The sequence below is a fragment of the Pseudomonas sp. RGM 3321 genome (assembly GCF_022836805.1).
Lineage (GTDB): Bacteria > Pseudomonadota > Gammaproteobacteria > Pseudomonadales > Pseudomonadaceae > Aquipseudomonas.
On record NZ_JALHBH010000089.1, the window covers coordinates 1 to 26,559 of the forward strand.

Here is a 26,559-nt window from a genome sequence, read left to right on the forward strand (position 1 = left end):
CGCCTGCACTCGACGCTGCATTACGTAAGTCCGATGCAATACGAGCAGAACTGGCAAAGGCAACAACCCTAGATACTCGACCCCGACGCCGGGTTAAGGGATACGTTTCTCGGGGGCAAGGTCACCAAAAGCTGCTTTCAAGGCTTGGGAGGATATTGTGGGTAAAAATAAAAGGCTGCGATCAAAGAAAATGCCGCCATACGCGCCTCTTGTCGGATTTTATTACGTAGAAACTACTGTGACGGACTTTGACTAATGCGACTGGCTATTTTGGTTTCAAGCCTGCTGCTGGTTGCATGTGGTACCGAAAACGCTATCAATTTTCGAACAAAGGACACTTCCTTGAATCAACTGACTGAATTCAAAGCCAGGCTGGCTTTTACCTGCGTGCATGAGCGATTTCCGGCGCCCTCAGCAGAAACAGATGTACTATTTCAATATGCGCGCTGGCTGCAGAAAAACAATCAGCTTAAGCAGGATAAAGACGTTGATTCCGAAATCGAGAGGCTTTACCGAATCGCAGCAGAAAATAAGAATTACAAAGCTAACATCAACCTGCAGAATGGCACGATGCGTGGACACTTCAAACTAGGCAGTGGGGAGCTTCTAAGGTTGAGTCAACAATTAATTGACGCACGCGTAGCGACCGGATATTACCTCATCGCTATTTTTCTGAAGCGGGGCTCAGCAGGATTGCAGAAGGATTCAAATATATCCTTGCGTTACTTCCGAAAGGCTGCGGATGAAGGAAGTGCTCAGGCCCAAGCTTATGTGGCCGACAAGCTGGAACCAATTGACATCGCTCCAGATATCGCTCGCCGGATGCGGTGGTGTGCTGCAGAACAAGGGAATGGAGACGCAGCAATAGCATTGGGAAATGACTTATCAATAGATGGACATTATCAGAAAGCCCTTGAAGCTTTTCAACTTGGTATAGCAGCGGGAGATGAAAGCTCTGCTTCTTTTCTTGAGAACGGCTTTCGCGGACGCAAGCCAGATGACCATTTATATTATTTAGGTCAACAGGAAGATTTAGAGCGCGCCGAACGTTATTACAAAATCTGGAGCCATCTAGCTGACTGGTCCTACGCCAACCCAAGCGTTCCTGAAATTAACGAAATCGTTCCCGTGCCACCAGCCAGACTGCCTGCTTGGGATGGCAGGCTGAAATGGGTTGAAGAACGTAAAGCCAATATCCCGCCGCCCAAGCCATCCGAGCCGCTGATCGAGTTACTGGCTAAAGCCATGGTTCTCGATCCTAAAACAGGTAAGCCAATGCCGGGATCGCCTGTGTACAGCAAGGAAGACTGATGGTCGGTGCGAGATTACATCGGCTTGATCATGCCGCGCCTCTACAAGCGTTGTTCAACGACTATTCTGCTGTAACCGCCAGAAACGAAGACCGGGAGGCAATTACGTGACTCCCGGTCTGGTCATTCAACCTGTATGGATGTCATTACGCATCAAACCCCGGCATTCACCGCGGCCTGATTCTGCGACCACAGACCATTGGCCGGGCCGGGTGTCTTTTTGAGCGTGGCACCGTCGGTCATCGCGGCAAGAATCTTGATCGCGCTTTCGCCACGCTCGATGGCGATGCCGAATTGCACGCTTTCGATAAGCTTGCGCAGGCGCAGCGGGTCATTGCGTTGCGCGGCGCTGATCAGGCGCTTGGCAACGACTCCGCATTCATTGGACAGGGTCAGCATGATGCTGCCGTCCAGCCCTTGAATGCTCAGATTCACCCGATAGTCGGGGTGAAAAGTATCCGTGATCATCTGAAAAGGATTGTCCATATCATTCACCTGCTAAATGGTCTGCATAAGTTGACCGGGTAATAGTCCTTTTGGTTCTCGACGACTGATCAGCGGTTGCGTTACTCCTTCGCCTGCTGCTGACAGGTTCGCTGTCGTCTTTCGCGTGGATGACAGGTTTCGTTTGAGACGCTTTAACGAGTGCGCGCCTGGAAGTGGCCTTCCTGATGGCCAGCCTCGTAGTGCGTATTACAGGACATTGCATGGTTCGGGCCATATTGCATGTGTGATGCGCGAGAAGCCGCCGAACGGGGGCCCATCACAGCTGCTTCATGGCTTGCTTGGCTGCAATACGAACCGGTCGATTTGGTTGGCAAAAGAGCTCTCGAAAAGGCGCGAAGAACACGTCCCTGACATGGCCTGCTCCTTACGCGAATGCAGTTTGCGTATGACTTTTTCGAGTGATTGTCTGACACTCTGACAACCGAATCCTGGCGTCAGAGATTCGTAAAGACGGGGTCGAAACCGTACTCGCCTGCTGGCCAGGTTCTGGCGTTGAGCGTCTTGCTGCAGAGCGGCAGTGTGAGTGTTGAATGCTTGTCGGTATGAAGGGCTGACCCGACTGCTCATGTAGGCAAGCGGCTTGATTTTTTGCTCGCCGATGGCTGTCAGATGCAGCGCTCAGGCTGCCCGCTGCTGAATGTTAAATTCGATGGACGGCAACCGGCGATCGAGATGGCTGCGAGGCGAGCGATGGCGCAAGGTGGCCAAAGCTGTGCAGCGAGCATTTGTGGTGCGCATTGATTGGGGCACAACAGTCTGTCGGGCACGCTGGCCGACAGATTGTCGGTGTGCGTGGAGCGCTGCGCTTGCCTGCTCATGGGGAATAATCCATGGCAAACAAAAAGGGCGAACCGTTGCCGGTTCGCCCTTTTTTGCAAAACGTGTCAGTGGAACATCAGGTCAGACGAGCGGCTTCTTTCTCCTGCTCTTTTTCCAGAAATTCTTCTTCGAGCAGCGCGTCCGGGCTGACCGGATCTTCATCCTGTTCGGCGATGATCGGTGCGGCACCTCGTTTGCCGCGCAGTTTGCCAAACAGATGCTCGAGGGCGTGATCGAGTTTTACAGCAGCGCCATCCACAGCCTGATCTACCGTATCGGCCTTGTGGGAAACAGAAATAGGTTGGTGTCCTTTGGGGCGAGCTTCCATCTGGCACTTGATATCGTGCGGGCCAGGCTTGTCGCCGTTTTCGTCGCGGATGTGGACTTCCACGCGGGTCAGGTTTTCATCGTAGTGTTCGAGCGTGCTTTCAACGGTGGTACGAACCCACTCCTCCAGTCGGATACTGCTTTCGATGTGATTATCGCTATTGACCTGGATTTGCATAGTTAATCCTTATTAGGGCTTGCTCGTGCGAGGCTGGACTACGTGATTCCTTGCGGAATCGATTTCGTTTGCGCTCATTCACAGTGTTGGCGGCAATGGCCTGACAATTCAACCCCAATGTGTAAGAAATATTTCGCAGCAAAAATGGCCGCCCTGATTCAAGGCTGAGAATCAGGAGCGGACGCAGAGCGTCCAGAACGGCATTCCCACGCGGAGCGTGGGGAACGAGAGGTGTCCGGGAGAACACTTCTCTCACGCTCTGGCGTCCGGGAACTAGAATGCGACTGACGTTTGTACGTACACCGTGCGCGGTTCGCCGACGTATTTGCCACGGTTGTTGTCGTCGAACGAGCGGGTGTAGTACTGGCGGTTGAAGATGTTCTTCATCCCGATCGCTACGTTGAGGTCAGACAGTTGCGGGCCGAAGTCGTAGTTGGCGCGGGTGCTGAACAGCATGTAACCAGGGATCTTGCCAGTGCTGCCATCGGCGCTTTCAGTCGAGGTATTGGCGTTGTCGGCAAACTGGTCGCTCTGGAAGGAACTGTCGAAATTGAGCTTCCACGGCCCTTCGGTGTAGCTGACCCCCATCGTTCCCTTGTGCTTTGACGAGAACGGCACGCGGTTGCCTTTGTTCGGGCCGTCTTCGCGGATCGTGGCGTCGACGAAGGCGTAGGTCGCGTAGATATCGTAGCCGGCCAGCACCGGGCTCAGGCCTTCCAGTGCATAGTTGACGCTGGTCTCGATGCCCTGATGGCGCGTCTCGCCGCGTGCGATCACCGTGTCGTTGGTCTGGTTGCTGTCGTACTGGTTGTCGAAATTGATCAGGAATGCGCCGATCTCGGCCCGCAGGTTGCCATTGTCGTAGCGTGTACCCAGTTCCCAGGTGCGGGCTTTTTCCGGTTTGACTTCGTCGCCGGTAACGCGGTTAGGCATCTGGCTGTACTGCACGCTGCCGAACGAGCCTTCGGTGTTGGCGTACAGGTTCCAGGTGTCGGTCAGGTGATAAAGCACATTCAGCGCTGGCAGTGCGGTGCTGTAGTCGCCTTGATAGCGGGCGTTGGTCAGGTTGTTGTTCTGCGCGGTGTCGATCATCTCGTAGCGAACGCCGGGCGTGATGGTCCACTTGCCGATGTCGATACGGTCATCGATGTAGAACGCATGCGCTTCAGTCGCGCCACGGGTGTCACGGTCGTTGCGGCTGGCGGTGGTCGGCAGGTTGCCGGTCACCGGTTCGCGATAGCGCAGTTCGTGACCGGCTTCGTTGATGTAGCGGTAGCCGACGCCCACTTCATGCCAGGTCTCACCCAGCGCAAAGCCTTGCGAGAAGCGCGTTTCCAGACCGCGTACCCAATATTCGCGGGGCGATAGAGAGACGAAGCTGCCCTGATCCAGATAGCCGCTGCGCAGGGTCTTGGTGAAGAACGTGTTGGCGGTGAAGACGCGCGCATCCTCTTCATAGCGGTAGCCGAAGTTGAACATGGTGCGACGGCCCCAGAACTTGTCCTTCAGACGCGTCGACTGGTACGGATCGGCATCGTAATCCCTGACGTTCAGGCCGCCGGGCATCTGCGCTTCGCCATCGTAATACTGCGCCATGGCATTGAGGCTGTTGGCTTCGTCGATCTGGTATTTGCCCTTGAGGATCAAGTCGTCAATCTGGGTATCGCTGTGCTCGCGCCAGTCACCGCCGCGTACGCCGGAATACAGAATCGCGCCGCCCAGACCATTGTCCGCCGTGCCGCCTGCCAGCAGGTTGCCGGTGGTCTTGAAGCCATCGTGGCTGGACGACGGGCTGGTTTCGGTCTGTATGCCGCCTTTGAGGGTAGGTGCGTCAGGGATGGCACGGGTCACGAAGTTGACGATACCGCCCACGTTCTGCGGCCCGTAACGCACCGCACCACCGCCACGCACTACGTCGACCGCGTCCATGTTGCCCATGCTGATCGGCGCGAAGGACAGCTGCGGCTGACCATAAGGTGCGAACGGCACCGGGATGCCGTCCATCAATACTGTGGAGCGTGACGCCAGACGCGGGTTGAGGCCACGAATGCCGAAGTTCAGCGCCATGTCATGGCTACCGGTGCCGTTGTTGTCCGGCGCATTGACGCCCGGGATGCGATTGAGCACTTCACGTGCCGAGGTTGCGCCGACGCGCTCGAATTCTTCACGGCGGATCACATCACGTGCGCCCGGATGTTCGAAAACGTTGGTCTGCTGCGCGGCGCCCAGCCAGTCGCCGACCACGGTGGACACACCCAGCTCGATAGGCGCGCCAGCGGCATTGGCCTGCTGCAGGGTGAAGCCGTTATTGCCGTCGGCCAGGGCCTGCAGCCCGGTGCCTTCGAGCAACGCATTGAGGCCTTGCTCGGGCGTGTATTGACCTTCCAGACCGCGGCTCTTCAGGCCGCTGGTGATTTGCGAACCGTAGGAAATCAGCACGCCGGACTCTCGACCGAACTGGCTCAGCGCAGCTTCAAGCTCGCTTGGCGCAATGTGATACGCCTTGGGTGGCACCTCGGCAGCCTGCGCCATCGACAGACTGCCGACCGAAAGGCTGGCACCGAAAATGACATGGCGCAACGTGCGCACCAGCGGTGAAAGTTGGGTAGGGCGAGCTGACATGCAGGAGTCCTTTGACCGGAAGGTTGAGAGATACTTTCTCTGTCTGTCACGCGAGCAACAAAAAACGGCTCACGTTTTTTTGAAATTATTTTTCCGGGTTTGATTATCGTACCCGCGCCTCGCGTAGTGATGTATTGGGCGACCCCCGGATCAGTGTCAGGGCGAAGGAACCCGACGAAGTCGGGCCGGAAACAGGAGCGAGGGGCTTTGCTTACTTTGGCCCCATCAAAGTAGGTCGCCGAGCGGCGAAAAGGTGACTCAAGTCGGGCCGAAATCTCACTGAATCACAGAGTTGTGTGACGCGGAGCGTCACGAAAGGCATTCCCACGCGGAGCATGGGAACGATAACCGGCGTATTTTCAGCCTCGTATTTCGGTCTCTCCATGAGCACTGGAAGCGGGAGCGAGCGGTCAGCATTTGATGAGGCATCAAACCCGCGCCTGCACGTTTACCCAATACCGGGTGAAGCGTTGCACATGCACCGGGAGGGCGAGTTCCAGCATGTCGAGGATGCGCTCGCTGTCGGCCAGCGGATAGCTGCCGGAAATCAGCAGGCTGGCGATTTTTGCATCGCAGTTCAAACGACCGCGTCGATAGCGGCCCAGCTCTGCAAGGAAGTCGGACAGCTTCATGCGCGACGCCACCAGCATCCCGTCCGCCCACGCCCCACTGCCCGCATCTATCGGTTTCACGCTGTCCCAGGCATCACGGCTGAAGGTCACTTGCTGGCTGGCCCGCAGCATCAAACCCGGGCCGCTCCTGCCAAGCGGGGCTATTTCAAGGGCTCCGGCAAACACCGCCAATTGCGTGCGCCCATCCAGCTGGCGCAGGTTGAAACGGCTGGCACCTGTCGACGCCCTGACCGTGCCCTCGGCGCTCAGCAGGCTCAGCGGGCGGCTGTCCGCCGAGGCGGTCATGAGGATTTCGCCCTGCAACAGCTTGATCAAGCGCTGCTGTGCATCGAAACGCACATCGACCGCGCTGGCAGTATTCAACTGCACCTGACTGCCATCGCTCAAGGCCACCTTGCGCTGCTCGCCAACGCCACTGTTGTAGTCGGCCAGCAAGGGTTGCTGGGCGATCTGCTCGCGCAGGCTCCAGCCTGCTACCGAGCCTGCGCCCAGCAACAACAGCAGTTTCAGAGCGTGCCGACGGCTGGCGGATTTCGGCGCATTGAGTGCAGCATGCGCCAGCGGCGAGGACAGCCCGCTGAGGCGCTGGTTGACCCGCTGCATATGCGCCCAGGCCCGCTGATGTTCGGCGTTGCCATTGAGCCAGAGCTGCCAGGCCTGCTGACGACGCGCATCCAGCGTGCCTTCCTGCATTTCCAGCAGCCAGCCGACCGCCTGCTGCGCCACGCCAGGCGAGATGTCGGATTTGTTCAAGGACTCGTTGCTCGTGTTCATAAGGCGAAATAGCAGCGCAGTGCGGCCTTGTTCAGATGGCGTTTGACCGTTGCGATGGAGATGCCCAGTTCGGCGGCAATCTGGCCGTGGCTCAACCCGTCGACCTGTGACATCAGGAACGCCCGCTTGACCAGCACTGGCAGGCCGTCCAGCAGTTGATCGAGTTCCACCAGGGTTTCGAGAATGATTGCCCGCTCTTCTTCCGAAGGTGCCACGCATTCCGGCAGTTCGGCCAGCGCCTGGTAGTAGGCGTGCTCCAGGTCCTGACGTCGGTAGTGGTTGCACAACACGCGTTTGGCAATCGTCGTCAGAAAGGCGCGAGGCTCGATGATCTGCTGCGTATCGCGCGCGCCCAATACCTTGATGAAGGTGTCCTGGGCCAGATCCGCTGCGCTGTGCGGACAGCCGAGCCTGCGCCGCAGCCAGGTCGTCAGCCAGGTGTTGTGTGCCCTGTACAGGCTTTCGACAGTGTGATTGAGAGCGGAGTGGGCGATGGGCATCACGGAGAACAATCCACGGGGACTCGTTGATGGCGTGGATTCTGGCAGACTCTTTTGCGTATGAGAATATTTATCATTAATATTGCGGTTCATTTATCCCACTCAGGGACGAATGACGCAAACAGCTGGCATTCATCGCGGCCTCTTCCCGAGGGCTGGTGATCCGGCTTCCCAGGTTTCATGAATCAATGAAGACCCTTTGATGGATGTCACTACCGCAAGCGGTTCGCTGCCGGAAAAACGCATGGCGAAAGCCAGAAGCAAGGGCCTGACGGCTGCTTATCGGCTTGCCGTTACCTCGCGGGCGCTGGCAGCCGTGTTTGCCGGTTATCTGCTCGCCTCAGTGGTCAGCATCTGCGTCGCGCAGTGGCTGCTCATCCCCCGCGCCGAAGCAGTGGTGACGGGCATGATGCTGTCCTTTCTGGTTTATCTGGTCGCGGTGCTCTGGTGTTTTGCCTGCCGCACGGCGTTGCAGGCCTGGGTCGGAGTGCTGGCGCCGTGCGCATTGCTGGCGGCTGCCTGCGCCTGCGGTCGGTGGCTATTGTGAAAGAGGGTTTTCGTCAGTCGATGGCCTGGTTGCACACTTGGGTCGGTTTACTGTTCGGCTGGCTGTTGTTCGCGATTTTTCTGACCGGCACGCTTTCCTATTTCAAGGATGAGATTACCCAGTGGATGCAGCCGGAAATTCCGGTGCGCGCTCTGGATGCGGGTGCCAGCGTGCAGCGGGCTCAGGATTATCTGCAAAGCCACGCCGCCGGGGCCACGCGCTGGTTCATAAGCCTGCCGGACGAGCGCACGCCGGGCCTGACGGTTGGCTGGCTGCCCGAAGGCAAGCAGGGCCAGCGCAACAACTTCGTGCGCAAGCAGCTCGACCCGCAAACCGGCAGCGAGGTGCAGGCACGAGACACGCGCGGCGGTGATTTCTTCTACCGTTTTCACTATCAACTGCAGATGCCTTATCCCTGGGGGCGCTGGCTGGCGACGAGCGCCGCGATGGTGATGTTCGTTGCGTTGATCACCGGCATCATCATTCACAAAAAAGTCTTCAAGGAATTCTTCACGTTTCGTCCACGCAAGGGCCAGCGTTCCTGGCTGGACGGGCATAACGCGCTGGGCGTGCTGGTGCTGCCGTTCCATCTGATGATCACTTACAGCAGTCTGGTGATCTTCATGTCGATGGTGATGCCCGCGAGCATCCTCAGCCAGTACGACACGGTTCAAGCGTTCTACCGCGAAGCCTATCCGACCCCGGAAATGCTCCAGCGAGAAGGCAAGCCTGCGCCGCTGGTGGCACTTGCGCCGTTGGTCAATGCGGCGAACGCGAAGTGGGACAGCGGTCAGGTGGGTCGGGTGATCGTCAATAATCCTGGCGACAATACCGCCTCGGTTCTGCTGACCCGTGATGACAAGGGCAGCATCGTGCCGGATCGGGGCGGGGCGCTGACGTTCAGCGGGTCGAGCGGCGCGTTGCTGAACGAAGTACCCGAGCGCCCCGTCGCGCTGCTGATTTCCAGCGGGATGTACGGTTTGCATGTAGGCCATTTCGCCGAGCCCCTGCTGCGCTGGCTGTACTTCATTTTCGGGGTCGCCGGAACCGCAATGATCGGTACCGGGCTGGTGATGTGGCTGGGCAAGCGTCAGCTCAAGCATGCAAAAACCGGCGTGCTGCCACTGGAGTTACGTCTGGTGGAAGTGCTGAACATCGCCAGCATGGCCGGGTTGATGATTGCCGTGGCCAGCTTCTTCTGGGCCAATCGTCTGCTGCCTTCGGGTTTCACCGGGCGTGCTGATTGGGAAGTCAGCGTGTTCTTCACATGCTGGGCGTTGTCAGTGGTGCACGCCCTGGTGCGCAAAGGGCGCAGTGCATGGCGCGAACAACTGGGGCTGGGCGCGGTGCTGTTTGCCGGGCTGCCGCTGCTCGATCTACTGACCAGCGGCCGCTATCTGCTGGGTTCGCTGATGTCGGGAAGCTGGGTAATGACGGCCTTTGACCTGACGGCGCTGGTCACCGGGGTGTTCGTTGGCTGGGCGGCACTGAAGTTCAAGGCTGTACCCGCCCGTAAAACATCCAGAGTTGCCTTGCAGCCCGCTCCTCAGGAGAGCCACTGATGCTGTTGGCTGCCTTGCTGTGCTACGTAGGGTTTACCTGCCTGTGCCTGTCCATGGCGCGCCATTACAGCGAACTGCTCAAAGGCCCGTTGACCGAACGGCGGCGTCGGGCGCTCAAGCTGGTCGGCTGGAGCGCGCTGCTGTTGTCGTCATGGGCGGCGGTTCAGGCCGATGGCTGGATGATGGGCACGGTGCACTGGTTTGCTGTATTGATGAGCAGTGCCGTGTTGCTGGTTGCGCTGCTGCCGTTCCGGCCGCATTGGGTGCTGGCGCTGGCAGGCTGTGGCGTGCTGCTCAGCCCGTTGGCAGCCGTGAGTCAATTATTGGCTTAACGCCAGCCGGTATTCGCCCGGCGTGGCGCCCGTGGCCTGACGAAACCGGTTGCTGAAATGGCTGGCGCTGGCAAAGCCGCAGGCCAGCGCGATCTCGCCCAGTGGCTTGCCGGTGCTGCGCAGTAACTGGCGAGCCTGTTCGATACGCCGCGCCAATAGGTACTGGTGTGGTGGCAAGCCGAAGCTTTCGCGAAACATCCGCGCGAAGTGGTATTCCGACAGCGCACACATGCCTGCCAGTTGACCGAGGCTCAGCGGGTCGGCGAGGTGCATTTCGATGAAGTCCACCAGATGCCGCCGCAGGTGTGGCGCCAGGCCGCCTTTCAGACGTAAGCCTTCGCGCAACCCTACCTGACTGAGTAGCGCATGGCTGACCATCTCGTGCGCCAGGCTGCTGGTCAGCAAACGCTCGCCGGGCTCTGCCCAGTTCAGGCGGATCAACTGCCGGAAGCGTGCGGCTTGTGCGGGGTCTTCCAGAAAAGTGTTTTCCCGCAGTTGCATCTCACGCGGCTCGCGATCCAGTAGTGTCACGCAGCCCAGCGCAAACTGTTCCGGGCTGAAATACAGATGCGCCAGACGGATCTCGCCGTTCACCACCCAGGCGGACTCATGACCGGCAGGCAAGATGCACAGCTTGCCCGGCGCACCTTTCTGGTCGGGTCTGCCGCGCCGAAAAGTCCCGGTACCGTCCTCGATATAGCACGACAGCGTGTGGTGGGTCGGTGCGTGATATTCCTGCGAGTCATGCCGATTGTTCCACAACGCCGCCACCAACCCGTCGCCCAGCGGCGCGCTCTGCTCCAGATTGGCATTGGGTGAACTGTTCAGGGCCTGAAAGACCTGGATGGATTCAATGGCGGGCATGACGATTCCTCTAGGATTCGTATCCTACTCTGGGCAAACGCGGTTGCCAGTCCCCGACCCATCAAATGCGCAAGATTGTGCAAGCGCTAACAGGTCGAGGCGCAGCAGACTGATGGCTCATCAAGGAGCCTGCACCATGAACATTTCGCTTTATCTGCTGACTGTGCTGATCTGGGGTACGACCTGGATCGCCCTGAAACTTCAACTCGGCGATGTCGCGATTCCGGTATCGATCGTCTATCGCTTCGCGCTGGCGGCGCTGGTGCTGTTTGCATTTCTGTTGCTGACAAAGCGTCTGCAACCGGTCAACCGTCGTGGTCAGTTGATTTGTCTTGCGCAAGGCGTGTGCCTGTTCTGCGTCAACTTCATGTGTTTCTACACCGCCAGCCAATGGATACCCAGCGGGCTGATCGCTGTGGTGTTCTCGACCTCGACGCTGTGGAATGCGCTGAATGCGCGGGTGTTCTTTCGCCAGAAAATAGCCGGTAACGTTATGGCCGGTGGTGCCATGGGCCTGATCGGGCTGGCGTGTCTGTTCTGGCCCGAGCTGTCCGGGCACAGCGCCAGCCGCGAGACCCTGATCGGTCTGGGCCTGGCCCTGCTGGGCACACTGTGCTTCTCGGCGGGCAACATGCTGTCGAGCCTGCAACAGAAAGCCGGCCTGCGTCCGCTGACCACCAATGCGTGGGGTATGTTCTACGGGGCGACCATACTTGGCTTCTACTGCCTGCTCAGCGGCACGCCGTTCACCTTTGAATGGAACACGCGTTACGTAGGCTCACTGCTGTTCCTGGTTATTCCCGGCTCGGTGATTGCCTTTACCGCCTACCTGACCCTGGTCGGGCGCATGGGGCCGGAACGCGCAGCTTATTGCACTGTGCTGTTCCCGATTGTGGCGCTGAACATCTCGACGTGGGTCGAAGGCTACCAGTGGACGCTGGCTGCCTTGCTCGGGCTTGTGCTGGTGATGGCGGGCAATGTGCTGGTGTTCAGGAAGACCAGACCGGTTGCCGTCCTGGTCGGCGGCAAACTGGCCTGAGTCGATGTTCATCCTCGGTTATAGAGCAGGAACGCCTTAGCCCTTCCACACCTGCGGATTGACCAGGTCTTGCGGCCGCTCGCCCAGCAACGCGTTGCGCAGGTTGTGATAAGCGCGCTCGGCCATCGCCTGACGGGTTTCGGTGGTGGCCGAGCCGATATGGGGCAGGGTGACGGCGTTCTTGAGCTGGAACAGCGGCGATTCTTGCAGCGGTTCTTTTTCGTAAACGTCCAGACCTGCACCGCGAATGGTGCCGTTCTGCAGGGCTTCGATCAGCGCAGGCTCATCGACAATCGGGCCACGGGCGATGTTGATCAGGATGGCACCGGGCTTCATCAGGCTCAGTTCGCGACGGCCGATCAAGTGTTTGGTCTTTTCGCTCAGCGGCACTACAAGGCAGACGAAATCCGCTTCGGCCAGCAATTGGTCCAGGCTGCGAAACTGTGCGCCCAGTTCCTTTTCAAGCTCGGTCTTGCGGCTGTTACCGCTGTACAGGATTGGCATGTTGAAGCCCAGACGACCACGGCGGGCGATGGCGGCGCCGATATTGCCCATGCCGACGATGCCCAGCGTCTTGCCGTGCACGTCGGTACCGAAATGCGGAGGCTCGATACTGCGCGTCCATTGTCCGGCCTTGGTGTAGGCATCCAGCTCGGCGACGCGGCGGGCGCTGCTCATGATCAGCGAGAAGCCCAGGTCGGCGGTGCTCTCGGTCAGTACATCCGGCGTATTGGTGAGCAGAATGCCGCGCTCGCTCAGGTAGTCGACATCGTAGTTGTCGTAGCCCACCGAGATGCTGGAAACCACTTCCAGTTTCGTTGCATTTTGCAGCTGCTCGCGACCCAGCTTGCGGCCTGAGCCGATCAGCCCATGGGATTCAGGCAAGGCTTCGTTAAACTGGGCGCTGATGTCTCCCAGCTTGGGGTTGGGCACGATCACGTTGAAGTCTTGTGCCAGGCGCTCGGCCATTTCTGAAGTAACACGGCTGAAGGCGAGTACGGTTTTTTTCATTGGGCAGTCACTCTTGAGCGGTTGAATGAGTAGCACGCTAACATTCCTCTCCGCTCTTTGGCAGCCGCTTTTTACAGTTGTACGATGTCAGAACGAGGACTTGAGTGCCTGCACATGCAGATCCGCCTCATCGGCCGCGAGAATTTCCGGTAGGGAACCTCGCAGGTATTCGACCCAGGTTCTGATCTTGGCATCCAGATACTGGCGTGACGGATAGATGGCGTACAGGTTCAGCTCCTGCGAGCGGTAATCCGACAGCACTCGCACCAACGTGCCGTTGCGCAACCCTTCTATTGCCGAATAGATCGGCAGAATGCCAATTCCCATGCCGCTGGAAATCGCGGTTTTCATGGCATCCGCAGAATTGACCAGCAGCGGCGAGCTGTTGATGGTGACCATCTCCTGACCTTCCGGGCCATCGAACAGCCATTTGTCCAGCGGGAACACCGGGCTTACCAGGCGCAGGCACGCATGATTCAGAAGGTCAGCTGGCTTGTGGGCCATGCCGAAGGTTTTGACGTACTCGGGCGATGCACACACGATGCTATAGGTAATGCCCAGCCGCTGAGACACAAAGCCGGAGTCTGCCAGTTCGCTGGCCAGCACGATCGACACGTCATAGCCTTCTTCCAGCAAGTCCGGCACGCGGTGGGTCATGGTCAGGTCGAACGCGACGTCAGGGTGGTTGCGGCGATAACGGGCGATGGCGTCAATCACGTAATGCTGGCCGACGCCGGGCATTGAATGCACCTTGAGTTGCCCGGCCGGGCGGGCATGCGCGTCGCTGGCTTCGGCCTCGGCTTCTTCTACCGAGGCGAGAATCTGCTCGCAGCGCAACAGATAACGCTTGCCTGCTTCAGTGAGGGCAATGCGTCGGGTGGTGCGATTGAGCAGGCGCGTCTGTAAATGTGCTTCAAGGTTGGAGACCGCGCGCGAGACGTTGGCGGTGGTGGTATCCAGCACGGCGGCGGCAGCAGTGAAGCTGCCCGCTTGCGCCACGCAGCTGAAGGCACGCATGTTTTGCAGGGTGTCCATGGGTACTTCTCTGAGTAGATGGCAAATTGTGACATGAAGTAACGGATGCATGTATCCAGACCAAAGGATTATCGCCGTTTCAGTAACAAAGATTCACAAATCTCCCCGCTTATCGCCGCGTCGAGCGCCGCCTAGAATCGCCTCCATTCAAGGTGTGTCACCTTCGTTCGGGAACTTGCAGCTGTGCCGCGTCGCATCATCAAAGGGCTCTGGCCCGTCGGTATCCTGGCTTTTACGCTGGTCCTCAGCGGCTGTATCGGAACACATGGAATCAAACCGCAGGGCAGTGTCCTGCACGCGGACAGCCTGGCCACCGATCAAGCGATTCAGAGCGCTGCCCTCGACGCCTATTGGCCCGCAGCGCAGTGGTGGCGTGCCTACGGCGATGCGCAACTCAATCGCTGGGTCGATATTGCTACGCTGGGCAGCCCGAGTCTGGCACTTGCCGCAGCTCGTGTGCGACAGGCAAAAGCGATGGCGCAGGTGGCTGAGTCATCCGAGTCGGTGCAGGTGCAGGGCAGTGCCAGCCTGATGCGCCACGACTGGCCCGAGGATCAGTTTTATGGCCCCGGCGCGCTGGCCGATACTCGCACCTGGGACAACAATGCGTCGCTGGGCCTGAGCTACGCGCTGGACCTGTGGGGGCGTGAACGCAACGCCAGCGAGCAGGCCCTTGATCTGGCGCACATGAGCGCTGCCGAGCAACGTCAGGCGCAGCTCGAATTGCAGGAAAACGTGGTTCGCGCCTACATCCAGCTGGCCCTTGAATACGCCCGACTGGATATCGCCGAGGCAGCGCTGGCCCAGCAGCAACAGATACTTGATTTGGCGCAACGTCGCCTCAAGGGCGGGATCGGCACGCATTTCGAGATCAGTCAGGCCGAAACGCCATTGCCCGAGGCTCACCGGCAGATTGATGCGCTGCAAGAGGCCATCGCCCTGAGCCGCAATCAGCTGGCTGCTCTGGCAGGCAAAGGGCCGGGAGAGGGCGCGGCGCTGCAACGGCCTGCGCTGTCGTTGCACACCGAGCTGAAATTGCCGTCGGCATTGCCCGCTGAACTGCTGGGGCAGCGGCCTGATGTGGTGGCCGCTCGCTGGCAGGTTGCGGCACAGGCGCGTGGTATCGACGTCGCGCATGCGGGCTTTTATCCCAATGTCGATCTGGTCGGGAGCCTGAGCTACATGGCCACGGGCGGCGGCATGCTGGAGTTTCTGACCGGCAGCAAGCTGGGCTATAAGGTCGGGCCGGCCATCAGCCTGCCGATCTTCGACGCTGGACGCTTGCGGGCGGAGCTGGGGCGGGCGTCGGCTGCTTATGATCAGGCCGTGGCGCATTACAACCAGACGCTGGTGATGGCGCTGAAAAGTGTCTCCGACCAGCTTATTCGTCGCGCCTCAATGGACAAGCAACAGGCACTTGCCGCCGAGTCGGTGGCGTCGGCACAAAAGACCTACGACATTGCATTGATCGCCTGGCAGCGCGGTCTGACTGATTACCTGAACGTACTCAACGCCCGGACCCAGTTGTTTCGCCAGCAGCAGACTCAGCAACAGGTCGAGGCTGCGCGCCTTAATGCCTATGCCGGGCTGGTGGTGGCGCTGGGTGGGGAGAGCGGCAGTTGCCATTCTTCACACACCACCGCTGATCTTGAGTGCGCTAAGTGATTGCTGCTTTTGAGCGCATGGCCGCTTTGCCCTGGCGTCGGGAATTTCGTAGTTGGGCGCGCAGTGACGGGGTGACCTGGGTTTACCTTTTCAAGGTATTGATCGCTGCATTTCTGACGTACTGGCTGGCTCTGCGCCTGGAATTGCCGCAGCCGCACACGGCGATTATCACAGTGTTCATCGTCATGCAGCCGCAGAGCGGGCAGGTGTTCGCCAAAAGTTTTTATCGTCTGCTGGGTACGCTGGCCGGGTCGGCCATGATGGTGCTGCTGATGGCCCTGTTTGCGCAGAACCCGCTGCCGTTTCTCGGCAGCCTGGCGATCTGGGTCGGGATCTGCTCCGCAGGTGCGGCACGTTATCGCAACTTTCGCGCTTACGGCTTTGTGCTGGCGGGGTATACGGCCGCGATGGTAGGGCTGCCCGCCCTGGCGCATCCCGAAGGTTCATTCATGTCAGCGGTGTGGCGAGTGCTGGAAATCACCCTGGGGATCCTCTGTTCCACTGCGGTGAGTGCGGCGATCCTGCCACAGAGTTCCAGTGCCGCCATGCGCAATGCGCTGTACCAGCGCTTCGGCGTATTCGCCCGTTTCATGGCCGAGGGTTTGCGCGGGGAGATTGCACGCACGGCATTTGAAACCGGAAACGTGCGCTTCGTGGCCGAGGCCATCGGTCTGGAAGGGTTGCGCAGCGTCACAGTGTTCGAAGACCCGCACATGCGCCGGCGCAACGGGCGGCTCAATCGCTTGAACAGCGAGTTCATGGCCGTTACGACGCGCTTCAATGCACTGCATCAGTTGCTTGAACGGCTGCGTCTGGAACGCGCCAATACCGTGTTGAAGTACATCGGTCCCGGTCTTGAAACCCTCGCAGAGCTGCTTGATGTGTTCGTCGACCGCGCGTTGACCAACGATGATGCTGCGCTGCTGGTCATGCGCCTTGAGACGTGCAGGGCGCAGTTGCCCGAGCGGGTCAGAAGCCTGCGCGCCGAGCTGGAACAAACCCTGCCGAGCGACGCCGAACGACTCGATTTTCATACGGCGTTCGAGCTGCTATACCGGCTGGTCAGCGAGCTGCATGATTACGCGCTCACCCACGCGTCGCTGGCCGATCACACCCATGCGCGTGAGCAGTGGAACGCGTCATTCGTGCCGCGTACCCACTGGATGACAGTCCTGGCGTCCGGAGCTCGCGCGACCTTCGTGGTCGGCCTGATGAGTGCATATTGGGTGCTGACGGCCTGGCCCAGCGGCGCGAGCATGGTCCTGGCTTCGGCGGCAACCGTCGCGCTTTCATCGACCACCAACAACCCCAGGCGCATGTCGCTGCAGATGGCCGGCGGTACGTTGCTCGGCGCACTGCTGGGTTTTGTCGAAACCTTTTTTCTGTTCCCGCACATCGACGGTTTCCCGCTGCTGTGCCTGCTATTGGCCCCGGTGTTTGTGCTCGGCGCCTTTCTGGGCTCACGTCCGCAGTGGACGGGATACGGCCTGGGGCTGCTGATTTTTTTCAGCCTGGGCTCGGTGCCAGACAACCTGACGGTCTACAACCCTTACACCTTCATCAACGATTACCTCGCGATGGTTATCGGCATGCTGATCTGTGCCGCAGCGGGGGCGATCATCCTGCCACCCAACAGCCGCTGGATGTGGCAGCGTCTGGAGCAGGCCTTGCGCAATCAGGTGGTGTTTGCGATTGGCGCACCGCTCAAGCGTCTGGGTTCAAGCTTCGAAAGCCAGACCCGCGACCTGATGCATCAGGCGTATGGTCTGGCGATCAGCAAACCCCTGGTGCAGCGCGAGCTGTTGCGCTGGATGTTCGTGGTGCTGGAAATCGGCCACGCCATTATCGAGCTGCGCCGCGAACAGGCGATTCTGCCGATTCATCCTGCCTACGCCGAATACCAACCCTGGCGCATCGCGTTGCGCGTCATGGGACGCGCCTTGGTACGCCTGTTCATCCAGCCCGATGCGGTCAATCTGCAGCGCGGCCTGTTGGCGGTCGATCAGGCGATCAAGCGGGTGCAAGAGGCCGATGAACCCTTCGCCTCGCATTTCGATACGTCAGTGCTGCGCCGGGTGAAAAGCTATCTGCACTTTATCCGCACCTCGCTGTTGGACCCGCAATCGCCGCTGGCCGCCTATGGCGTTGCGTGCACAGCTTCAGGAATCGCCCATGCCACGTGAAATAGCCTTCCACGGTCTGTACATGCCGAGCCTGACGCTGATGTTTCTGCTGGCTGTCGTTCTGGCGTGGGCACTGGATCGCCTGCTGGCCGGTTTTGACCTGTACCGACATTTCTGGCACCCGGCGTTGCTGCGCTTGTGCGTGTTTATCTGCATCTTCGGCGCTCTGGCGCTGCCCCTTTATCGTTGACGCCTGAGTCGAGAAATAATCGCATGAAAAAGTTCTATAGCCTGTTTGCCACGTTGCTGGTGCTGGCAATCGCGCTCTGGGTTGGTCGTACGCTGTGGGTCGACTACATGGATACGCCGTGGACCCGTGATGGTCGGGTACGTGCCGATATCATCAATGTGGCCGCCGATGTGTCCGGCACCGTGGTCGATGTGCCGGTGCGCGACAATCAACGGGTAAAACGCGGCGATCTGCTGATGCAGATCGACCCGGAGCATTACCGGATCGCAGTCCGTCAGGCGCAGGCATTGCTGGCTTCACGCAAGGCAACGTGGGAGATGCGCAAGCTCAACGCGAAGCGCCGTGCCGACATGGATGAACTGGTCATCTCGGCAGAAAACCGTGACGACGCGAGCAATGTCGCCACCTCGGCACTCGCCGATTACCAGCTGGCGCAGGCGCAACTGGAAGCGGCCGAGCTGAACCTGTCCCGCACGCAGGTATTAGCGGCAGTGGACGGTTACGTCACCAACCTCAATGTCCATCGCGGCGACTATGCTCGTATCGGTGAAGCGAAGATGGCAGTGGTCGATATGAACTCGTTCTGGGTCTACGGTTTTTTCGAGGAAACCAAGTTGCCGCACCTGAGCGTGGGCGATCCTGCCGATATGCAGTTGATGAGCGGCGAAGTGCTCAAAGGCCATGTCGAAAGCATCGCACGCGGTATCTACGACCGCGACAACCCGCAAAGTCGCGAACTGATCGCTGATGTGAACCCGACCTTCAACTGGGTGCGTCTGGCCCAGCGCGTGCCGGTGCGTATTCATCTGGATTCCGTACCGGAAAGCGTATTGCTGGCGGCGGGAATGACCTGCACGGTGATTGTCAGGCCGATAGACGGCTGATGCTTGAGGATGCAGAGCGTCCAGAACGGCATGCGACGCGGAGCGTCGCACGATAATTGCAATGATCGCTCCCTACGCCCCAGCCTTGGGATTGACGACTCGGAGCGTTGCACGATAGTTGAGGTGATCGTTCCGTACGCTACAGCGTGGGAATGCAGTTCGTGACGCTCTGCGTCACAAGTCGGTATTCAACCCGAAGCGTTTTCTCAAGCCATTCTCCAGCAACCCCTTGGGCAGCAACCATGCCATCAGCGGTAGGAGGCGCGAGCCATTGCCCAGGCGCAGCAGGCGGGGCGGGTTGGCTTGTTGCACTGCTTTGAGCAAGTCGCGGGCGAATTCTGTTGCGGGTGTAGGGTTGTCCAGTGAAGCCTTGGCGCGTGCGCGAATGCCTTCGCGGATCGGCCACCAGGGTGATTGCTCACTGATCAACTGCTCGGCTTGGTGACTGGCGTTTTTTGCGAAGCTTGACGCAATGGCGCCGGGCTGGACCTCCATCACCTGTACGCCAAATGGTGCCAACTCCAGACGCAGCGCATCGCTGAGGGCATGCACCGCGGCCTTGGAAGCGCAGTAAGCACCCGCAAACGGGGTGACCAATACACCTGAAACGCTACCGATATTCACTACCAGGCCTTTGTTGCGACGCAGCGCCGTAAACAGCGCGCGGGTAACGCCTATGACGGAAAACACATTGGTTTCAAACTGCCGCTGCAAGGCATCCACGCCGGCGTCGAGCAGCGGCCCCATCGCGCCATAGCCAGCGTTATTGATCAACACATCCAGACCGCTGTGCTCCAGCCCGGCGGCCAGTTGCCCCAGCGCCAGTCCGTCGTTGACATCCAGCTGAACGGCAATGAAGCCCGCGGCACTGAGTGCAGCGACATCCTCGGCCTTGCGTGCAGTGGCCCAGACTTCATAGCCAGTAGTTTTGAACGCATCGGCCAGTGCACGGCCTATTCCGCTGGAACAGCCTGTAATCAGAGCGATAGGCATGGGTGAAGTCCTTGTGGTCAGTCCGAGAAGCTGCCTTGCAGATGTTCTGCGCGAAATTCCAGTGTTTGCGGGCGATAGCCATTGCGCAGTGCGGGCAGCGGCACGCAATCCTGCCACGTACCTTTGGCCTGAAGTTCGCCGGGGCCGCGGTAGCGTGCAGAGGTGTAGGTGTTGTCCGCCAGATTCACCGAGTCGCCGGGCGCATAGGCCGCGATCCGCCAGCGCAGCTCCCGCAACGTGACCTGATTGTTATTGGTGATGCTGACCTGCAAGGGGCGATCTGCCGGGCAGCCTTGCGGATCGTAACTCAGGCGGATTTCCAGGCCTTCAAGCTGACGCGTTTCCCGACTGTCCTGCCAGATGACGATGGCCGCCACCGCGCCGAGCGCGACCGCCGCAGCCAGCGAGACGGGCAGGGCCTTCGCCGGATAACGGAGCAGAAGGATCAGCCAGGTGAGGATTAACAGGATGCCGATCAACATGCGGCGGGTCTCCAGCAAGATGCAATGTCAGAGATACTACAGACATTGGGCAGGCGTTGACCAATGGGCAAGGCATCGGCGCGGAGAGCGCTGCAGTCTGCCCTTGTTGTGCCACTGTCATAAGTGTCAGTAGGCGCTACGGCCCCGCTTATCTAGAGTGTGGGACAGCGCGGAATCTTCCAGCTTCGTCGGACTTATGCAGGTGCCAGTCATGGTTGAACGCTCGATTGCCCTTCATCAGCACACGCCGGCATTACAGTTGGTGGATCCGCGCGGGTTGCCTGTGGTGTCGATTTTGCTGCATCGCTCGAGCATCGACCACGAGCCGGAACTCCGTACCAGCCAGGCATCATTCGACCTTGCCAGTCGACCTGTCAGCCATTGGGATCCGCGCCTGTGGGCTGATCGGGCACCTGCCAATCTCAGCGTCATTCATTCGCTCAGCGGTCAGGTTCTGGCCAGCGACAGTGTGGACGCGGGCTGGCGAGTGTTGTTGGCGGGTGAGGCCGGGCAGGTGCTGGAGGCCTGGGATGGCCGGGGCATTGTGCGACGTACTCAGTACGATGCGCTGCTAAGACCCACCGAGGTTTTTGAAGATGAGCACTGCGTTGAGCGCTTGCTTTATGGCGGGCCTGATTCGACCGCGTATAACCAGTGCGGTCAGTTGATTCGTCATGACGATCCGGCAGGCACGCTGCTTGACGATGCGTACGGTCTTTCGGGAAATGTGATTCGTCAAACGCGGCGCTTTCTGCACTCTGCCAATGAGGCTGACTGGCCCGCGTCGCTGGCCGGGCGTGATGCCTTGCTGGAACCCGGCGACGGCGCAACCACCTGCTGGCACTACAACCCGTTGAACGAAACAATTCGGCAAACCGACGCGCAGGGCAATGTTCAGTCTCTGGATTACACCGTTGCAGGGCAGTTGAAAGAGAGTCGCTTACAGCTCAACGGTCAGGCCGAACAGGTTCTGGTTAGTGCCATTCAATACGACGCGCAGCAGCGGGTGGTGTCGGAAACGGCTGGCAATGGTGTGATCAGCACGGCGCTCTATACCACTGAAGACGGTCGTCTACTGGAGTTGAATGCCAGGCATGGCAATGGGCCGATGTTGCAGGACTTGCTCTACGGCTACGATCCCGTTGGCAATGTCATCCGTATCGAGGACCGCGCTCAGTCAACGGCTTATAACCGCAATCAGCGCATTGACCCTGTTTCGACCTATGGCTACGACACGCTGTACCAACTGATCGAAGCCACAGGTCGGGAATCGGCGGTCGTTAATCACGGCCCGGTGTTTCCCGGCTTCCAAAGTCCTGCGGATCCAATGCAATTGGCCAACTACACGCAGACTTATCGCTACGACACGGGCGGCAACCTGCAACAGCTTACCCATACAGGCGCGCAGTCCCATTCGCGAACGCTGGTGACTGCGCGTTACAGCAACCGCAGTCTGCCGGTGATCAATGACCATATACCCGATGAAGCTGAAATCGCTGCTGCCTTCGACGCCAATGGCAATTTGCTCGCCCTGCAAGCCGGGCAAGATCTGAGTTGGGATCGACGCAACCAGTTACAGCAGGTGCGGCCAGTGGTTCGCGATGACGCTGCGGACGACAGCGAACGCTATATATACGACGCCAGCGGCCAGCGCCTGCGCAAGGTACGCACCACGCAGGCCAAAAGCATTACCCATACGGCCGATGTACGTTACCTGCCCGGGCTTGAAATCCGTACCGATACGGCCACTGGCGAAACCCTGCACGTTGTTGTAGCTCAGGCCGGGCGCAATAACGTGCGCGTGCTGCATTGGGCGTCTGGAAAGCCCGACGCGCTTGAAAATGATCAGACTCGCTACACAGTGAACGACCACCTGGGGTCCGGCACGCTGGAACTGGATGGACAGGCGCAGCGTGTCAGTCAGGAAAGTTATTACCCGTTCGGCGGCACGTCATGGTGGGCGGGGCGCAGTGCGATCGAGGCGAGTTACAAGACCGTGCGTTACTCGGGCAAGGAGCGGGATGCGACGGGGCTTTATTACTACGGGATGCGGTATTACGCGCCGTGGTTACAGCGCTGGATCAATCCGGACCCGGCGGGTGCGGTGGACGGGTTGAATATGTACCGAATGGTCAGAAATAATCCGGTATCCATGACTGATGTCGAGGGACTCGCTCCGTTATTTGGATTTGAGAAGGAGGTAGATGATGCTCGCCTCGAAGCGATAAGGGCGTTGGAAAAAACGAAAGCGCTGCTTGACGTTGAAGCCAATGAAGATGTGCCAATAGTCATGAAGCGTTTCTTTGGAGTTGACAGTGTCGAGCATAAGGCTCGCTGGAAAGATGACATTGATAAGGTGTTACGAGTGGCCCGAGAAACCTCTATGCGTAACGTCGATATCTTGGATTCAGATAAACCAGAGGATACCGTCACTGCTTTACTTGATATGGAGCGCTATAAAGGGTTCTCTCATTACCTGGCTGCGACTGAACGAGTGACACGTCAAAGTGCTTCCCCGAAAGAGTTGAACAGAGAGATGACACAGCTTCGCAAAAATTATAGGGATCAACGCGACGAAAAATTTTTGAGGATTAACAGGAAAACCTGGGGAGAAGCCAAAAAGGCTACCGGGAAAAGTTTTATTGCCCAAGTGTTGATTCACGAATTTTCCCACGCTGCGTTGAATACCATGGATTATGTATACGGTAAGGCCAAGGAGGGCCAGGACCCTACGCCTTTGCTAGATCTGGCTGCGGGCAAGGTCGATAAGCATTCAGCAACTTTAGGTAAGCACTATCGGAACGATACAAACAAAACATTCGCTGAGTTGGCATATGGTAATGCTGATTCATTTGCGAGTGCTGTTATGTATGTAAAGCGGTCGGCTTCAGAGAAATCATCCGAGTTTGCTTTGTACAAACAGTTTTTTTGAGGCCCGCTAGTTGCAGTAGATATGAAAAAATTCCCCGGCCCGCTGCCGGGAGTAGTAACTTAACAACTTCAGCGTGCGATAGTCTGTATTTTCACACTCGCCTCCAGCGCTTGCAAACAACCGTAGCTATCTTCGAAACGCTCGATATCGTCTTCGCCCAGGTCGCTACCCGATTGCACATCGAGGATTTCCAACGGGATCTCGCCTGGGTTATGAGTCTATGTGCCGAGTCAATCGTGATGGTTTCGAGCTGAAAAAGTATTCAGTGCACTACCTGGCAAGGCTGATCAAGGATGACTGAACCATGAATGCTACAAGCGCTGTACTGCACCGTTACACCCCGCATCTACAGGTGGTAGATCCGCGTCGGCTGCTGACCGGTTCAGTCGTGTTCTGCCGTCTGAAGCCTGCTGAAGAACCGCAGGCCAGGCACAGTCATACGGCCTTTGATGTCGCGGGTCGTCCGTCGATGAGCTGGGATCCGCGCCTGTGGGCTGATCGGGCACCTGCCAATCTCAGCGTCATTCATTCGCTCGGCGGACAGGTTCTGGCCAGCGACAGCGTGGATGCTGGCTGGCGAGTGTTGCTGGCGGGGGAGGCCGGGCAGGTAGTGGAAGCCTGGGACGCTCGGGGCGTTGTGCGACGTACTCAGTACGATGCGCTGCTAAGACCCACCGAGATTTTTGAAGATGAGCACTGCGTCGAGCGCTTGCTTTATGGCGGGCCTGATTCGACCGCGTATAACCAGTGCGGTCAGTTGATTCGTCATGACGATCCGGCAGGCACGCTGCTTGACGATGCGTACGGTCTTTCGGGAAATGTGATTCGTCAAACGCGGCGCTTTCTGCACTCTGCCAATGAGCCTGACTGGCCCGCGTCGCTGGCCGGGCGTGATGCCTTGCTGGAGCCCGGCGACGGCGCAACCACCTGCTGGCGCTACAACCCGTTGAACGAAACAATCCGGCAAATCGATGCGCAGGGTAATGTTCAGTTGCTGGATTACACCGTTGCGGGGCAGTTGAAAAGCAGTCGTTTGCAACTGAACTGTCAGGCCGAACAGGTTCTGGTCAGTGCCATTCAGTATGACGCGCAGGGGCGGGTGGTGTCGGAAACGGCTGGCAATGGTGTGATCAGCACGGCGCTCTATGCCGCTGAAGACGGTCGTCTACTGGAGTTGAAGGCCAGGCGGGCCGATGGGCCGATGTTGCAGGACTTGCTGTACGACTACGACCCGGTCGGTAATGTCATCCGTATCGAGGACCGCGCTCAGTCAACGGCTTATAACCGCAATCAGCGCATCGACCCTGTTTCGACCTATGGCTACGACACGCTGTACCAACTGATCGAAGCCACAGGTCGGGAATCGGCGGTCGTTAATCACGGCCCGATGCTTCCAAGGTTTCAAAGTCCCGCGGATCCAACGCAGTTGGCCAATTACACCCAGACCTACCGCTACGACGCGGGTGGCAACCTGCAACAGCTTACCCATACAGGCGCGCAGTCCCATTCGCGAACGCTGGTGACTGCGCGTTACAGCAACCGCAGTCTGCCGGTGATCAATGACCATATACCCGATGAAGCTGAAATTGCTGCAGCCTTCGACGCCAGCGGTAATCTGCTTGCCCTGCGGGTCGGGCAGGACCTTGGCTGGGATCGACGCAACCAGCTGCAGCAAGTGCGTCCAGTGGTTCGTGAATCCGGCAATGATGACAGCGAACGCTACAGCTACGACGCCAGCGGCCAGCGCCTGCGCAAGGTACGCACCACGCAAGCCAAAAGCATTACCCATACGGCCGATGTACGTTACCTGCCCGGGCTTGAAATCCGTACCGATACGGCCACTGGCGAAACCCTGCACGTTGTTGTAGCTCAGGCCGGGCGCAATAACGTACGCGTGCTGCATTGGGCGTCTGGAAAGCCCGACGCGCTTGAAAATGATCAGACTCGCTACACAGTGAACGACCACCTGGGGTCCGGCACGCTGGAACTGGATGGACAGGCGCAGCGTGTCAGCCAGGAAAGTTATTACCCGTTCGGCGGCACGTCATGGTGGGCGGGGCGCAGTGCGATCGAGGCGAGTTACAAGACTGTGCGTTACTCGGGCAAGGAGCGGGATGCGACAGGGCTTTATTATTACGGGATGCGGTATTACGCGCCGTGGTTACAGCGCTGGATCAATCCGGACCCGGCCGGGCTTGAAGACGGGCTTAATCTATACGGTATGTTGAGAAACAATCCGCTCACCTTCATCGACGCTGCGGGAGGAGTCGCTGAAATCCCCAAGCATATTCATTACATCTGGTTGGGCGCTGCGGAACCACTGATGAAGCACCTGGGAGGGATTGAAAACACTTCTGTGCTGAACCCTGACTATCAATTGACGCTGCATCTGCATCTGGACCTGCGAAAGGGTGATGAAACGGAAATAGTTGCAGCGCTGCGCGGGCGAAGGAACGTCCATATTTCCGATCTCAGGGAAGAAGAATTTTTCAGAAAATTCCAGAAAACCCCGTCGTACGAGATTTATAAGGATTTGTATGGGGATGACCCTCGACACTACTCTGCAGCCAGTGACGTGCTTCGCTACAGCTTGATCAACCATTATGGCGGTATTTATTCGGACACGGACGACATGTTCAAGCGCGGTGTCAGGGATACCGATTTCATTCCCAAGCCCAAGAGGATTTTCACGATGCGCCCGACGGACACACCTTGGAACCGGGATGAAATCGTGATTAACAATAATTCGTTCGCGTCACCTGCCAACAATCCGGTGCTGAGCACCTTGGAAAAGGAGATCGTCGACCGGTACAGCGTTTATCGTGAGACGGGCCTTGGCGCAGTGCTCAGTAGCACCGCCGATGTGAATGACAGGATGAGAATCGTTTCTGCTGTCACGGGGCCCAGGGTGTTCACAGAGGTATTGCTTAAAGAGGGGCGCGGGCTGAGCAAGCTGTTTTCAACGATGATCGATCACGATATTAAAGGTAAACCATTAAAAAACCCGAAGCGTTATCAGGCAGAAGCCCAAAAAAGAATGCCACTCTCGAACTTCATAAACATGGGAGGCAGCCACTCATGGAAATAGCGCCGGTGAGGCCGTATGAGCAACCTGAATATGAGAACCATCTGTTACAGGGCAATGATGGTCTGGATCTCAAGATAAAAAGC

Annotated in this window: 22 protein-coding genes; 11 read left to right on the plus strand and 11 right to left on the minus strand. The window is 58.5% G+C overall.

Features of this window, described 5'->3' with window-relative positions; translation table 11 throughout:
• Nucleotides 1–255: 255 nt before the first annotated feature.
• Entirely contained in the window at nucleotides 256–1,311 is a 1,056-nt protein-coding gene (locus RGM3321_RS03840) for a DUF6396 domain-containing protein (RefSeq protein ID WP_244391673.1), read from the plus strand.
• 152 nt (nucleotides 1,312–1,463) lie between these two features.
• On the opposite strand, the gene RGM3321_RS03845 is transcribed toward RGM3321_RS03840, so the two are convergent.
• The 5 genes from RGM3321_RS03845 to RGM3321_RS03865 form a co-directional block, all read right to left on the minus strand.
• Complete coding sequence (locus tag RGM3321_RS03845) at nucleotides 1,464–1,796, minus strand: DUF3509 domain-containing protein (protein WP_122258176.1); 333 nt, start codon at nucleotides 1,794–1,796, stop codon at nucleotides 1,464–1,466.
• A gap of 916 nt (nucleotides 1,797–2,712) precedes the next feature.
• Entirely contained in the window at nucleotides 2,713–3,141 is a 429-nt protein-coding gene (locus RGM3321_RS03850; protein WP_002552231.1) for an HPF/RaiA family ribosome-associated protein, read from the minus strand.
• A 273-nt stretch (nucleotides 3,142–3,414) separates the two neighbouring features.
• Nucleotides 3,415–5,763 (minus strand): TonB-dependent Fe(3+) dicitrate receptor FecA, encoded by a 2,349-nt coding sequence (gene fecA / locus RGM3321_RS03855; protein ID WP_244391674.1) that lies wholly within the window; start codon nucleotides 5,761–5,763, stop codon nucleotides 3,415–3,417.
• Between the two features lie 428 nt (nucleotides 5,764–6,191).
• Nucleotides 6,192–7,169: a FecR family protein gene (locus RGM3321_RS03860; RefSeq protein WP_244391675.1), complete on the minus strand. Its 978-nt coding sequence runs from the start codon at nucleotides 7,167–7,169 to the stop codon at nucleotides 6,192–6,194.
• Nucleotides 7,166–7,669 (minus strand): sigma-70 family RNA polymerase sigma factor, encoded by a 504-nt coding sequence (locus RGM3321_RS03865; protein WP_057460333.1) that lies wholly within the window; start codon nucleotides 7,667–7,669, stop codon nucleotides 7,166–7,168. Before RGM3321_RS03865 ends, RGM3321_RS03860 begins: the two co-directional genes overlap by 4 nt.
• A 202-nt stretch (nucleotides 7,670–7,871) precedes the next feature.
• Here RGM3321_RS03865 and RGM3321_RS03870 point away from each other — a divergent pair, with 202 nt between their 5' ends.
• Genes RGM3321_RS03870 through RGM3321_RS03880 form a run of 3 tightly spaced genes read left to right on the plus strand, consistent with a single transcriptional unit; the run spans nucleotide 7,872 to nucleotide 10,110 of the window.
• Nucleotides 7,872–8,216 carry a DUF3649 domain-containing protein gene (locus tag RGM3321_RS03870; RefSeq protein WP_244391676.1) on the plus strand — a complete coding sequence of 115 codons (345 nt, stop codon included), beginning with the start codon at nucleotides 7,872–7,874 and terminating at the stop codon, nucleotides 8,214–8,216.
• A gap of 20 nt (nucleotides 8,217–8,236) precedes the next feature.
• The gene (locus RGM3321_RS03875) at nucleotides 8,237–9,778 is read left to right on the plus strand and encodes a PepSY-associated TM helix domain-containing protein (RefSeq protein ID WP_244391710.1); all 1,542 of its coding nucleotides are present in this window, start codon (nucleotides 8,237–8,239) and stop codon (nucleotides 9,776–9,778) included.
• Complete coding sequence (locus RGM3321_RS03880; RefSeq protein ID WP_244391677.1) at nucleotides 9,778–10,110, plus strand: DUF3325 domain-containing protein; 333 nt, start codon at nucleotides 9,778–9,780, stop codon at nucleotides 10,108–10,110. Before RGM3321_RS03875 ends, RGM3321_RS03880 begins: the two co-directional genes overlap by 1 nt.
• Here the strand turns inward: RGM3321_RS03880 and RGM3321_RS03885 are convergent.
• The gene (locus RGM3321_RS03885) at nucleotides 10,099–10,974 is read right to left on the minus strand and encodes an AraC family transcriptional regulator (protein ID WP_244391678.1); all 876 of its coding nucleotides are present in this window, start codon (nucleotides 10,972–10,974) and stop codon (nucleotides 10,099–10,101) included. The genes RGM3321_RS03880 and RGM3321_RS03885 overlap by 12 nt on opposite strands.
• A gap of 136 nt (nucleotides 10,975–11,110) precedes the next feature.
• Between RGM3321_RS03885 and RGM3321_RS03890 the strand changes: the two genes are divergently transcribed.
• On the plus strand, nucleotides 11,111–12,013 hold the full coding sequence (locus tag RGM3321_RS03890; RefSeq protein ID WP_244391679.1) for a DMT family transporter: 903 nt from the start codon (nucleotides 11,111–11,113) through the stop codon (nucleotides 12,011–12,013).
• Between the two features lie 36 nt (nucleotides 12,014–12,049).
• Here RGM3321_RS03890 and RGM3321_RS03895 read toward each other — a convergent pair whose 3' ends face one another.
• Complete coding sequence (locus RGM3321_RS03895; RefSeq protein ID WP_244391680.1) at nucleotides 12,050–13,024, minus strand: D-glycerate dehydrogenase; 975 nt, start codon at nucleotides 13,022–13,024, stop codon at nucleotides 12,050–12,052.
• Between the two features lie 87 nt (nucleotides 13,025–13,111).
• Nucleotides 13,112–14,059, minus strand: coding sequence for a LysR family transcriptional regulator (locus RGM3321_RS03900; RefSeq protein WP_002552240.1), 948 nt, complete (start codon nucleotides 14,057–14,059; stop codon nucleotides 13,112–13,114).
• 183 nt (nucleotides 14,060–14,242) lie between these two features.
• Here RGM3321_RS03900 and RGM3321_RS03905 point away from each other — a divergent pair, with 183 nt between their 5' ends.
• Genes RGM3321_RS03905 through RGM3321_RS03920 form a run of 4 tightly spaced genes read left to right on the plus strand, consistent with a single transcriptional unit; the run spans nucleotide 14,243 to nucleotide 18,981 of the window.
• Complete coding sequence (locus RGM3321_RS03905; RefSeq protein ID WP_244391681.1) at nucleotides 14,243–15,724, plus strand: efflux transporter outer membrane subunit; 1,482 nt, start codon at nucleotides 14,243–14,245, stop codon at nucleotides 15,722–15,724.
• 17 nt (nucleotides 15,725–15,741) lie between these two features.
• Nucleotides 15,742–17,907 (plus strand): FUSC family protein, encoded by a 2,166-nt coding sequence (locus tag RGM3321_RS03910; RefSeq protein WP_244391711.1) that lies wholly within the window; start codon nucleotides 15,742–15,744, stop codon nucleotides 17,905–17,907.
• Nucleotides 17,897–18,097 carry a DUF1656 domain-containing protein gene (locus RGM3321_RS03915; protein WP_058408858.1) on the plus strand — a complete coding sequence of 67 codons (201 nt, stop codon included), beginning with the start codon at nucleotides 17,897–17,899 and terminating at the stop codon, nucleotides 18,095–18,097. The genes RGM3321_RS03910 and RGM3321_RS03915 overlap by 11 nt, the downstream gene beginning before the upstream one ends.
• Before the next feature lie 23 nt (nucleotides 18,098–18,120).
• A complete protein-coding gene (locus RGM3321_RS03920) occupies nucleotides 18,121–18,981 on the plus strand; it encodes an HlyD family secretion protein (RefSeq protein WP_244391682.1) in 861 nt (286 codons plus the stop codon).
• A gap of 174 nt (nucleotides 18,982–19,155) precedes the next feature.
• Here the strand turns inward: RGM3321_RS03920 and RGM3321_RS03925 are convergent, their stop codons facing one another.
• Both RGM3321_RS03925 and RGM3321_RS03930 read right to left on the minus strand, forming a co-directional pair.
• Nucleotides 19,156–19,974, minus strand: a complete 819-nt coding sequence (locus tag RGM3321_RS03925) for an SDR family oxidoreductase (protein ID WP_244391683.1) — start codon at nucleotides 19,972–19,974, stop codon at nucleotides 19,156–19,158.
• A 17-nt stretch (nucleotides 19,975–19,991) separates the two neighbouring features.
• Nucleotides 19,992–20,456: a multidrug transporter gene (locus RGM3321_RS03930; RefSeq protein ID WP_244391684.1), complete on the minus strand. Its 465-nt coding sequence runs from the start codon at nucleotides 20,454–20,456 to the stop codon at nucleotides 19,992–19,994.
• 211 nt (nucleotides 20,457–20,667) lie between these two features.
• On the opposite strand from RGM3321_RS03930, the gene RGM3321_RS03935 reads away from it, so the two are divergent.
• Nucleotides 20,668–23,388: an RHS repeat-associated core domain-containing protein gene (locus RGM3321_RS03935; RefSeq protein WP_244391685.1), complete on the plus strand. Its 2,721-nt coding sequence runs from the start codon at nucleotides 20,668–20,670 to the stop codon at nucleotides 23,386–23,388.
• Nucleotides 23,389–23,456: 68 nt separating this feature from the next.
• Here the strand turns inward: RGM3321_RS03935 and RGM3321_RS03940 are convergent, their stop codons facing one another.
• A complete protein-coding gene (locus RGM3321_RS03940; protein ID WP_244391686.1) occupies nucleotides 23,457–23,582 on the minus strand; it encodes an alginate biosynthesis protein AlgA in 126 nt (41 codons plus the stop codon).
• A 110-nt stretch (nucleotides 23,583–23,692) separates the two neighbouring features.
• Between RGM3321_RS03940 and RGM3321_RS03945 the strand changes: the two genes are divergently transcribed.
• A complete protein-coding gene (locus tag RGM3321_RS03945) occupies nucleotides 23,693–26,476 on the plus strand; it encodes an RHS repeat-associated core domain-containing protein (protein WP_244391687.1) in 2,784 nt (927 codons plus the stop codon).
• The last annotated feature ends 83 nt before the right edge of the window (nucleotides 26,477–26,559 follow it).